This is a genomic window from Jutongia sp. (assembly GCF_057878315.1).
Window position 1 is genome coordinate 1 of sequence record NZ_DBLXSO010000002.1, and the last position, 11,440, is coordinate 11,440.

The following is an 11,440-nucleotide window of genomic DNA, read 5'->3' on the forward strand; positions in this document are numbered from 1 at the left end:
TCTATAGAAGCCTTGATAAATTCTATTCCAAAATTAATGCCTGAAAGCACATTTGATTTTCCAAAATTATTTAACGCAACAAGTGCAGTAATATTATCAAACGATATTTTAACATTTGATAAATTCTTAAATCCATCAATTAAAACAGCCTGTATTTTCATATCAACACAACCTTCCTTTATCATCCTACACATACAATACCACCTTTTTAAATTTTATGCAATGGCTTTTTTCTTTTTTTTTTATATTTGTATTATATTCAGTTACTTCTTTACTTATACGCAAATTTTCATCACCTTTCATTATTGCTACGGTAAATAGCAAGCTGAGAATTATTACTATTTATAAAAAAAGAGCCCTGCGTGACTCCTTCACGCAGGGCTCCTAAATCCTACACTATTCCATCATCCGGGACAAACTACGTCCCGGCATCATTGTAGCAACCATCTTTGCAATTACATTGCAGCAACCATCTCTGATACTTCCTTTGCCATAGCCTCAGACTTCGCATCGGCGTCCTCAAGAGAGGTGCCTACTACGCCGTAGTAGAACTTCACCTTCGGCTCTGTACCGGATGGGCGTACGCACATCCATACATCGTCTGTCATGTCGAAGTAAAGCACGTTGGACTTTGGCAGTCCGGTCGGCTTTGTCTCGCCGGTAGCGATATCTGTGATGATATCCTTCTGATAGTCACGGAAGGATGTTACCTTGTGACCGCAGAACTCCTTCGGCGGATTCTCGCGGAGTGTTGTCATGATCTCCTGAATCTTAGCAAGTCCCTCGATACCCTTCATGGTTACGGACTGTACGCCGTCTTTATAATAACCAACTCTCTCATACAGAGCAAGCATTGCATCCCAGAGAGTCATGTTCTTTGTCTTGTAATATGCTGCCGCCTCGCAGAGTGCCATCGTAGCCACGATCGCATCCTTGTCGCGGGCATGTGTTCCGATCAGGCAACCGTAGCTCTCCTCGAAACCAAACAGGTAAGTTCCCTTGCCGGTTGTCTCGAAGTTGAGAATCTGCTGTCCGATGTATTTAAATCCGGTCAGAACCTCAATGAGATCAACGCCGTAATCCTTGGCGATCGCATCTGCCAGATTAGAGGTAACGATGGTCTTGATCAGCTTGCCATCCTCAGGCAGTCCCTTTGTTGCCTTTCTCTGGGAGATCTCATAATCTGCCAGCAGACAGCCGGACATGTTACCGGTCAGGGTGATATACTCGCCGCTCTTGGTATCCTTAACATATACGCCGAGACGATCTGCATCCGGATCTGTTGCAAGAACAAGGTCTGCATCCTTCTCCTTGGCAAGCTTGAGAGCCAGTTCAAATGCCTCTGCTGCCTCTGGGTTCGGATAGCTGACGGTAGGGAAATCTCCATCCGGAAGCTCCTGCTCGGGTACTACATATACATTCTCAAAGCCGATCTCCTTGAGGACTCTTCTCGCCGGGATATTACCTGTTCCGTGAAGCGGCGTGTAAACGATCTTAAGATCCTTGCCAACTTCCTTGATGCTGTCCCAATGAATAACCTGCTTCTTTAACTCTTCGATATATTTATCATCAATGGCTGCGCCAATGTTCTCATAAAGACCCTTCTCGACTGCCTCAGCCTTGTCCATGGTCTTAACCGTGTTCCAGTCCGTAACAGCCTTAACCTCGTCCATGATACCGGTATCATGTGGCGGCGTGATCTGTGCGCCGTCCTCCCAGTATACCTTGTATCCGTTGTACTCCGGTGGGTTGTGGCTTGCAGTTACGTTAATTCCTGCTACGCAGCCAAGCTCGCGTACAGCAAAGGAAAGCTCCGGTGTCGGACGCAGTGATTCAAACACGTATGCCTTAATACCATTGGCTGCAAGACAGAGTGCTGCTTCATCTGCAAACTCCGGTGACATATGACGGGAATCAAATGCAATGGCTACACCCTGAGAAGCCTTTCCCGCTTTGTTGATATAATTCGCCAGACCCTGAGTTGCCTTTCGTACCGTGTAAATGTTCATGCGGTTCGTCCCTGCCCCAATGATCCCTCGCAAACCAGCGGTTCCAAATTCGAGGTCCATATAAAAACGCTCTTTTTTCTCATTCTCGTTATCTGCAATGTCCTGAAGCTCTTTCTTCGTATCCTCATCGAAATAAGGATTGCTCAGCCACTCCTTGTAGATGTCTTTGTAGTCCATGTCTTTTCCTCCTATCAGTGATGGCATATGCCTTGATTTTGCAAATCCACCTATTATTTTGTATGTTGAAACGCATATTGTCAACAACAAATTATAATCTATTTTGTAAAAGTTTTTTGAACAAAATCACTGAGCCGCCGGCGATGCCGTTGCTGCCGCCTCCTTTGCGGTCAGATCCGCAAAGCTCAGCTTCACATCCTGATCATCATCAAGAATGTCGACGGAATAGCTCTTTGTTGCATATCCATCCCGACACAGCGTAACGGTCTGTGATCCGATCACCTTTGTAAAGGTACACGGTGCAAGTCCTTTATAAACATTGTCCAGATAAACCTCCGCTCCCTGCGGTGCCGATACCGTGATCGTGTGATCGCTGTCAATCTGCTTTGTCTGTGTATCGTCCGTGCTCTCCGAGCTTGTCTTCGTGCTCTTTCCGGTGGCTGACGGTGCCGCCGTGGTGTCGGATGCCTCCGCTTCCTCCTCCACAAGATTGATACGGACGGTCGTCCCCTTCGGCTCCTCCACATCCAGCGTGCCGGTGTATGTGGTATACCCTGTCATGGACACCTGTATCTGATATACGCCGTATGCCAGTGCGATCGGCTTTCTGTAGCCTACCGCCGTACCGTTGATCGTCAGATCCGCCCCTGCCGGTGCAATATCAAACGTGATCACGCCAACATGACTGTCCGCCGGCTTGTACTCCGAAAAGTCCAACGTAACCTCCCTGCCGCTGTGAACCGTCACATTCTTGACTGCGGTTGAATGATTCTTACTTAAGATCACCTTGTAGGTTCCCTCGCGGATCGTGATCAGCATGTTCTTCGTCAAAGGCAGGATCATGTCACTTCCGACTTCGATCATACCGCCGATAAAGTCCTTATAATGTGCCAGCCGTATGTAACCGTGCCCCTGTGTCTTTACGACCGAGTACACATGATAACCGCTTCCGCGCACCGTCAGCACATCCTGCGGATTGATCTCCATCATGTCGATCGCCTTACCGTCCGACGAAAACAGCGTATATTGTGAATACTGGTATTTGCGGTCTGCAAATGAAAGACTGCTCTCCGCACTGTCAAACTGATAATCGCCAACCTCCTGATATTCCCAGACATCCTCCGGAATACTGGTAGAAAGCAGCTTTCCGCTGTCCTGCTCATAATCTGCCTCGAGGATCTCGCCCACCTCAATATCGGTGCCGTCGCGCTCCTCTCCGTACTTGTCGGTCATCTTCGCCGTGGCATCATAGCTGATCACCGTCTCGAGATCACCTCCAAGCTCACGCAGGGTAAGCCGGCGCATCGCCGTATCATTTGCTGTCACAACCCCCTCAACAACCGCAGGTGCCGCCGCAGCTCCACCGCCCGCCATGCTGTCCGTCTCCTGCTTCGTTTCGGACGCACATCCGGAGAGCATTACCGCGCACATAAAAAACGCGCCCAGACCGATCCGAACGCGTTGCATGATTTTGCATTTCTTCATATATAAACAACCTTTTCTCCCGGCTGCTTCTTATAACACTGCGCCGGGTCGCATAACGTCTCATTGTCCCAGCCAATATTTTAACACAGCACGCCCAAAATAGGAAGAGGGCAACCGGTCAATCTGACAGCATTCCCTGATCCCCTGTATCAGCACGCCCCACAGAGCAGCGGGCGAAGCTCTCTTAAAAAGTACGCACGCTTCTCCTCCTGCGCGCGGATCCGGAGCAGCTTTTCCAGATTCTTTGACGACATCCATGATTTTCTACTGTTGTAGTAGAAATTGACAAGTTTCCAATATTTCTCCGGATACAGCAGCATTGCGTACAATACGCGCCGCTCCGTCTCCTCCAGCTTACGCTCACGGTCATATGCATCGATCAGGCTTTTGCCAAACTCCGCCTGCCAGCCGTTTTTCTCCATGACTTTTCGCAGAAAATCATACAGATCACGCACCTGTATCCCGATCTCCGCACGGTCGAAGTTGGTGACTGCCAGATCTTTCCCGACGAAAAGCACATTGTGGTAGCTGTAGCTGCCATGCCGCACTTTTCCCTGCTCTAACGTTTCCTGCCATAGTGCTTCGTAACCGCTTTCCTGCAGGAGCGTCTGTGCGAGACATGCCTGATCGTAGAACAGATCATACGAACCAAGCAGGCAGATCTCCATCTCATTTTTCTGCTTCTTGCTGCGGATATAGCTGCGGACACGCTTTAACTCCTTATTATGCCGTTCCATCTCCTGCTGCACACTCTCCTTCCGGATATAGCTTTCGCCTTCCTCGTTTCCAAGCTGCATCAATGCATGCAGTCTGCCAAGATAAGACGCACAACGCAGCACACAGCGCTGATCCCTGATATCGCACTCATTTCCGGCATACCACCGGCGCATGACCCAGTTGTTCCGGTAATTATCCTTTGTAAAATATTCTTCCCGGTTATTTTTATATGTATGATCCACCAGCAGACCGCCCTGCTGCCCCAGAAGCTGCTTGATCCCCTCCTCAAATTCAATCCTCGCCTGACTGACGGAGTATTCCTTCAAAAGCCGCAGTCCCTGATCGGTCTCCAGCAAAAAAGCCCCTCTTGTGCGCCGTCTCGTGCGAACCTCACAAGGATACTGTTTTAACACTTCTTCCAGCTTATCTTCCATCGATCTATCCCCCATTCGTAGTTGTCTCTTCTATCATATGAAAGATAAATGAAAGTTATACCACCGGATCGGCAATCCTCCCGCAAAGATATGACTCCGGGGTGGAATCAGTTATTTCGACCGGCACGCTCCCGCTACAATGCGCTACGCAGCACTACATAGCATCCTACAGAACAGGATGCAAGTAGTGGCGAGCGCAAGTGCCTTACGAAACACCTGAATTTCACCCGGAGACGAATACGGGAAGACACGTTTATCGAACATCGAAACAGCAAAGCAATTAGACTTTTCGAAATCCGTAAGTGACAAGACAATTTGGGTGTCAGAGCTTCGCGGTTATTCAAAAAACTACGACAAAAATCATATTTACACTGCGGACATAAGAAATAGTATGGGCGCAGTAATATATTCCATATGCGAAGCCTGAGTGATCAGATCATCGGAATCGTCAGCCGGATCTGAAAAATATTTCCCTCTAAGGAGGCGGTGATCGTTCCGTTCATGTACCCGGTCAGTTCCTTTGCAATCGCCATCCCAAGCCCGGTTGAATTTCTGCTCCGGGCAGGATCCGCCTTATAAAAGCGTTCAAAGATCCGGTCCACGTCGATCTCCTCCGGCCGCTCCACCTCATTGGCGATCACCGCAGACGCATTTCCCTCCTGCGCAGACAGCGTGACCGACACGCGGCTGCCGCCATGATCCAGAACATTTTTGATGATATTTTGCAAAATGCGGCGGATCGCCTGCTCGTTTCCCTTCACCACCATCTGTCCCTCCGGCAGATCGACCGCCGGACAGATGCCATTTCGTTCCCATTCGTCATAATAGGAAAACATCGTTTCTGCCATAATGGCATTAAAATCACATTTCTCCAGCTTCAGATCATACGTCCGGCTTTCGAGACGTGTAAATGTGAAAAGCTCCTCCAAAATATCACGGAGCGCATGGATCCTTTCCTGAATGATGCGCAGATATCGAGCCTGCATTTCCGGCTCCTGTGTCTGTGTCAGAAGCTGGAAATAGCCATCCAGAGAGGTAAGAGGCGTGCGGATATCATGGGACAGATTCGTATAGGTCTGGGCGATGCGGTTTTCGTTGCGGATCCACTGCTGCCGCTTTGTTTTCTGCTGCGCAAACACCTGATTTAAAGTGTCCGTCAGCTTCCCGATCCCTCCAAAGCGGACATCGCAGACGAGATCCCCGTTGCTTTGCTTCTCTTCCAGAAAACGGATCTGCCTCTCCAGCTCGCGAATCTGCCGGATCAACTTAAAAAGCAGCAGCCCCAGAATAACCGCCAAAATTCCAAATCCACATGCCAGACCTGTCACCATCCTGTTCTCACCTTCCTCTCAGGCACCGCAGAGTCTTTCCCCCGTAGGCACTGCGGTCAAAATTTCATATTCTCCATATGGTTATAACTGCTTTGTGCCGTATAAACACTGTTTCTGCAGTATTATCATACGACCGATCATTTACTATGCAAGATCTCTTTTCTCGACATTTATAATGCTAAGCACTGTCATCACAGCCAGATAGCATACCGCCAGGATCACCGCATTCCGGATCTGTATGCCGGCAACACCCGGTACAATCAGATTCATTTTTGTTGTGATCAGATAATTCTCCAGCTGCAGATTCTCGATATGCAGAAAACGCCTGCTTGCCACATCGATCAGCATGCACAGAAAAGACGCCATTCCCATGCTTAAGCAGACACCTGCCGTCATACCGAGTGCGCGGCTGCGGATCACCATCGTAAGCGTCATGCACACAACCATAAAAGCATACTGCAGAAGCATCTGAATACCAATGCACGGCAGATACGTCTGTGCGGATCCCCAATGGAGATATCCCTGCGTCGCCACAAGTGCCACTGCCTGCGTCGCAAACATGATCGCATCAAATACCAGCACATAGACCGCCGCAGCCACCCATTTCGCCACAATAAGACGATATCTTCTTTTCACCTGACCGCCGATATTTTTAATATATCCATTTTTCTGATCCGCCGTCACGAAAATAATCAGGAAAATAACATTAAACAACGTAAACATCCCGGAGGACAAATGTGCCATAAAAACCTGCATGACCTGAAGATCATTCGCATCCATGCCCTCGCTGCTTTCATTAATACCAAACTGAAGCGTTGGTGCATCATCACTTTCCTCATCAGCCTGCGATGAGGATGGACCATCAACAAGAGTTACCTCTGATGTTGTATTTTCCTCAATATCCGACACCAGAAAGGATGCCGACACTGCAACCATCAAAATTGTGATCAGGGTGATCACCCAGAATGCCTGCATCCGAAACATTTTATATAATTCCATTCGTATTGTATTACACATAAGCTTTCCATTCCTTTCCCAGCCCACTGACACCGGGCTGCAGCACAAATTTCACGGATCAGTCCGAAGTCAGATTTAAGAAATAGCTCTCTAACTCTTCCTGATTCACCTTCATCTCGCGTGGCAGCACGCCTGCGTTTACAAGCTCCCGGTTGATAAGCATGCTGTCCTCCAGCCGCTCATACACATGCAAATGTGTCGGATCCACTGCCTCGTAATCATGGATATTCATGCTGTCCAGTACCGTCATAGCCTTCTGCGGCTCATCCACAACGAGCTCCAGCCGCTTCTCACACTGCTGCATAAGCTGCTCCTGCGAAAGCTCCTTGATCAGACTTCCCTTGTGAATGATCCCGAAATCGGTACAGAGCTTGGAAAGCTCCTCTAAAATATGACTGGAGATCAGAATCGTAATATCTCTCTCCTGCGCCAGCGCCCGCAGCATATCGCGCACCTCCGCAATTCCCTGCGGATCCAGTCCGTTGATCGGCTCATCCAGCACCAAAAGATCCGGATTTCCAACAAGTGCCAGTGCAATGCCAAGCCTCTGCTTCATTCCCAGCGAAAAATGACCCGCCTTTTTCCTGCCGACATCACCAAGACCAACCATGTCTAAAAGCTCATCCGCATATTTGCGGTCATGAATGCCAAACAGCTGCGCCTTGATCATCAGATTATCTTTCGCCGTCATGTTTGGATAAATACCCGGTGCCTCGATCAGACAGCCGACACGCGAGCGAACCTGTGCAAGCTCCTTTCCGCTGTATCCAAAAATAGAATATTCTCCTGCCGTTGGGTTGGACAGACCACAGATCATTTTCAAAAAGGTCGTTTTGCCGGCTCCGTTCCTGCCGATAAATCCATACACCGCTCCCCTTCGTATATGCATGTCCAGCCGGTTCACTGCCTTATAACGCCCAAACTGCTTTGTTAAACCATGGGTTTCCAATAAGATCTCACTCATATTATGTTACATCCTTTCCTTATGATGAGTACCAGTATAAAGAGCATTCTCTAAAATAACGCTAAGAAAAGGTAAAGAAAAAGTAAATGATGCAATATAGCAATCCGTCGGAGCAAAAAAGCTTTACCTCCAACATCATTAAAATTATTGATTCAGCCGGTATCCGATCCCCCAGACTGTCTGAATATATTCCTTGTCCGTCACTGCCTTGAGCTTCTTGCGGATGTTGCTGATATGCACATCCAGTGTTTTGGTCTCGCCCATGTATTCCTCCTCCCAGGCATAGGTAAAGATCGCCTCCTTACGGAAAACCTGCTTCGGATGGCGAATCAGAAGCTCTAAGATCGCATACTCCTGTCTGGTGAGATGCAAAATTTCCTGTCCGTCCACCCAGATCTGGTGTGTCTTATCATCCAACGTGATCCCGCCACACTCGATCCGGTCCGGCTCCGCCTCCTGCCCGGCATGGCGAAGCTGTATCTGCACGCGCGCGATCACCTCATTAATGTCAAATGGCTTCGTAATATAATCATCGGCTCCGCTTGTCAGCAAATCAAGCTTTTCCTCCATGGCATCCTTTGCCGTCAGAACGATCACCGGCGTGTCCCCCTGTCTGCGGATCAGCTGCAAAACCTCCTCCCCGGTCATCCCCGGAAGCATCAGATCAAGCAGCACAAGCATCCATGACTCCTTCTCCAGCCACAGCGCCGCTTCCGTACCGGAAAATGCCTGTCCACATGTGTACCCTTTTTGGGACAGTGCTTCCTTCAGTAGATTGTTGATATTTACATCATCCTCCACGATCAGTATTTTTTTCATTCCATTCTGCCTTTCTCTTAGAATATCTCTTAATTTCTTCTTATCTCATTACTTTCTCACACTATCTCATAATTATCATCTGCGAAATTACTTTCTCACAATATCCTGTATCAACCTCAATGCACTTTCGTTCCACCTTAAGATCTTAGCCCCTCTGCTCTTCTTCCGGCAGCCGCTTTACCACGCCCGCACCGATCATTCCGACTACCGCTCCGGCGATCATTCCGCTAAACCACAGCACGCCAAGATAATACGCCACGCCCGTTGATTCCAGCACGACCATCGCAACGAGGATCTGTCCGATATTATGGACAATACCTCCCGCCACGCTGACAACCGGAAGACGAAACCGCCCGCTTCGTTTCAGCCAAAGCATCACAATAGTGCTCAGCATTCCTCCGGCAAAGCTGTACAGCAGCGAAAACATATTCCCAAAGGTAAACGCCACCAGAAGGATGCGGATGCCGTTGATCACAAGCGCATCCATTGTGCTTAACCGGTAGATTGCCACCAGCACTACCAGATTTGTAAGTCCCAGCTTTACGCCCGGAACCATTGCAAGCGGTGGAAGCTGCGCCTCCAGCCAGGACAGCACAAATGCCACCGCGATCAACATTCCCCTTAATGCTGTCTTTTGTGTCCGAGTCATTTCTTCTGCTCCTCAATCCATTGATCCAGGCGGTCCTCCAGCACCGCAAACGGCACTGCCCCCGTTCCCAGATAATATTTATGAAACTCCTTCAGAGAAAACTTCTCCCCCAGAGCATTCTCCGCTTTCGTACGCAGCTCATTGATCTCCAGATATCCCAATGTATACTGCATATAGCTCACCGGCTCCGCCACAACAGAATCATAGACAACGGATGCCTGTGAAGCGTCAAAGCCGTAATCCTTCAGAAATGCGGTCAGCTTCTTTCTGCTCCAGTCATAATAATTCACATTGATGTCCGCTTTTGCGTACAGACAGAGCGTGGCGATCAGATTCTCCCCGTTTAGCTGCGCCGTCTCGTCGCTCATTCCGGCAAGCTGATAGCTGTACTTCTCCGCATAGGTTCCCCAGCCCTCCGCATAACCACCGACGCTGACCACTCTCCGAAACAGTGCCGGATCCTGCGACAGAAAATATGCATTCTGATACAGATGTCCCGGATACGCTTCGTGTGCGATCGTCGAAAAGCATTCGGTGAGATCATAATCATCACTCTGATTAAGATATACTACATTTTGCTTGTAATCGTCAATAGGCGAGGTCATATAAAGTGCCGGACTTAAGCTGTCCTCCAGCGATTCATCGACATATTTCACCTGACAGGTCACATCATCCGGCAGCGGTTCAAAATCGTTGCTGATCTGTTCCCGCAGATAATCCACGGTTTCCGCCGGATCGGTACAGGGATATGTAAAATCCTCCGCATCGTAATAGGCATCCGGCGTCTTCGTCATGATGCGCGACATTTTCTTCTCTGCGGATCGAAGTGCCTTATCCACAAGACGATCAATCTCCGAAATGCTTCGGTAGGAGCCTGTCATGGACTCCATCTGATACTCATAATACTGCTTTCCCCCGGTAAGCTTGCACAGTCCCCCCGCATTATTGCCGGTTCCCTTGAGCTGCTCCAGGGCACTGATCAGGCTCTGGTACGCCGGGATCACGCACTCCGACACTGCCGCTTCATTCTGTCTGATATATTCTGCTCGTTCCTCCTCTGAAACACCTTTGACAGATGCGATCCCCTTCGAAAAGGAGTCCAGCAGATAATTCTCCTTTGGTTCCGCAATAAAATCCTTACACTGCTTTATGATCGCCTGACAGGTCACATCGCTCATAAACAGCTTCTTCTCCGATTTCATCTTTTCAAAATCAATGATCTGTGCAAAATAATCCGGAATCTGACAGAGAAGTGCAAGATAATCTTCGATATCCTGTCTGTCCCAAAAATGGTACTCTGCGAGGATCAGAGGAAGCTGTGCCTGAATCCCGGTTGTCGGTCCCAGACATTCGGAATATTCCAATACCTCCGAGCTTTTCAACTCTGTCTTAAGCAGACTGCGCAGCGTATCATATTCTAACTTCTGTTCCTCCGTCAGTGCCTCATACGGAAACCTTTCCAGAGAGGACAGCCAGTTTTCATCCGTCATAATGCCGTCCCGTAAATCGGACAATGTATATGCTCCAAGGGTTGGCTTTTCCATGCTCACGCCATATTTTTCCGGCTCCTTTAAGGTGTAATTTAAGGTCAGCGTATCCTCTGTAACCATCGCCTTAAACACCTGCAGCATAAATTCATCAAACCGTTTCTGCGTTGTCTCCTTACTCTCGGTTGTCTTTACCTTCGGCCGCTGCATCAGAGAAGTAAGGTTTGTCCGCGAACCCACCTCGTACCAGCAAAAAACGATCGCCCACAGCGCACAGGCGATAAACAGAAATTTAAGCTTTCTGTTCCTTCTCCTTTTCTCCTTCATTGCCACCCTCCAATTCTTTTCATC

At 48.8% G+C, this 11,440-nt stretch carries 9 protein-coding genes; all 9 read right to left on the reverse strand.

The window, feature by feature from the left end:
- Positions 1-455: 455 nt before the first annotated feature.
- Positions 456-2,186: a phospho-sugar mutase gene (locus ACZLMD_RS00505; protein ID WP_489494921.1), complete on the reverse strand. Its 1,731-nt coding sequence runs from the start codon at positions 2,184-2,186 to the stop codon at positions 456-458.
- 126 nt (positions 2,187-2,312) lie between these two features.
- A complete protein-coding gene (locus tag ACZLMD_RS00510; RefSeq protein WP_489494922.1) occupies positions 2,313-3,671 on the reverse strand; it encodes a PEGA domain-containing protein in 1,359 nt (452 codons plus the stop codon).
- A 149-nt stretch (positions 3,672-3,820) separates the two neighbouring features.
- Entirely contained in the window at positions 3,821-4,837 is a 1,017-nt protein-coding gene (locus ACZLMD_RS00515) for a CotS family spore coat protein (protein WP_489494923.1), read from the reverse strand.
- A 416-nt stretch (positions 4,838-5,253) separates the two neighbouring features.
- On the reverse strand, positions 5,254-6,153 hold the full coding sequence (locus ACZLMD_RS00520) for a sensor histidine kinase (RefSeq protein WP_489494924.1): 900 nt from the start codon (positions 6,151-6,153) through the stop codon (positions 5,254-5,256).
- Between the two features lie 144 nt (positions 6,154-6,297).
- Positions 6,298-7,170, reverse strand: coding sequence for a DUF2705 family protein (locus tag ACZLMD_RS00525; RefSeq protein WP_484107233.1), 873 nt, complete (start codon positions 7,168-7,170; stop codon positions 6,298-6,300).
- A 58-nt stretch (positions 7,171-7,228) separates the two neighbouring features.
- The gene (locus ACZLMD_RS00530; protein ID WP_118558997.1) at positions 7,229-8,134 is read right to left on the reverse strand and encodes an ABC transporter ATP-binding protein; all 906 of its coding nucleotides are present in this window, start codon (positions 8,132-8,134) and stop codon (positions 7,229-7,231) included.
- 144 nt (positions 8,135-8,278) lie between these two features.
- The gene (locus tag ACZLMD_RS00535) at positions 8,279-8,953 is read right to left on the reverse strand and encodes a response regulator transcription factor (protein WP_022304860.1); all 675 of its coding nucleotides are present in this window, start codon (positions 8,951-8,953) and stop codon (positions 8,279-8,281) included.
- A gap of 145 nt (positions 8,954-9,098) precedes the next feature.
- On the reverse strand, positions 9,099-9,602 hold the full coding sequence (locus ACZLMD_RS00540) for a Gx transporter family protein (protein WP_489494925.1): 504 nt from the start codon (positions 9,600-9,602) through the stop codon (positions 9,099-9,101).
- Positions 9,599-11,416 (reverse strand): DUF885 domain-containing protein, encoded by a 1,818-nt coding sequence (locus ACZLMD_RS00545; RefSeq protein ID WP_486817876.1) that lies wholly within the window; start codon positions 11,414-11,416, stop codon positions 9,599-9,601. Before ACZLMD_RS00545 ends, ACZLMD_RS00540 begins: the two co-directional genes overlap by 4 nt.
- Positions 11,417-11,440: the final 24 nt, after the last annotated feature.

Excerpts from the sequence above, each read along its gene's own strand:
- ACZLMD_RS00505 (WP_489494921.1), bottom strand. The coding sequence starts at position 2,186 with ATGGACTACAAAGACATCTACAAGGAGTGGCTGAGCAATCCTTATTTC.
- ACZLMD_RS00510 (WP_489494922.1), bottom strand. The coding sequence starts at position 3,671 with ATGAAGAAATGCAAAATCATGCAACGCGTTCGGATCGGTCTGGGCGCG.
- ACZLMD_RS00515 (WP_489494923.1), bottom strand. The coding sequence starts at position 4,837 with ATGGGGGATAGATCGATGGAAGATAAGCTGGAAGAAGTGTTAAAACAG.
- ACZLMD_RS00520 (WP_489494924.1), bottom strand. The coding sequence starts at position 6,153 with ATGGTGACAGGTCTGGCATGTGGATTTGGAATTTTGGCGGTTATTCTG.
- ACZLMD_RS00525 (WP_484107233.1), bottom strand. The coding sequence starts at position 7,170 with ATGTGTAATACAATACGAATGGAATTATATAAAATGTTTCGGATGCAG.
- ACZLMD_RS00530 (WP_118558997.1), bottom strand. The coding sequence starts at position 8,134 with ATGAGTGAGATCTTATTGGAAACCCATGGTTTAACAAAGCAGTTTGGG.
- ACZLMD_RS00535 (WP_022304860.1), bottom strand. The coding sequence starts at position 8,953 with ATGAAAAAAATACTGATCGTGGAGGATGATGTAAATATCAACAATCTA.
- ACZLMD_RS00540 (WP_489494925.1), bottom strand. The coding sequence starts at position 9,602 with ATGACTCGGACACAAAAGACAGCATTAAGGGGAATGTTGATCGCGGTG.
- ACZLMD_RS00545 (WP_486817876.1), bottom strand. The coding sequence starts at position 11,416 with ATGAAGGAGAAAAGGAGAAGGAACAGAAAGCTTAAATTTCTGTTTATC.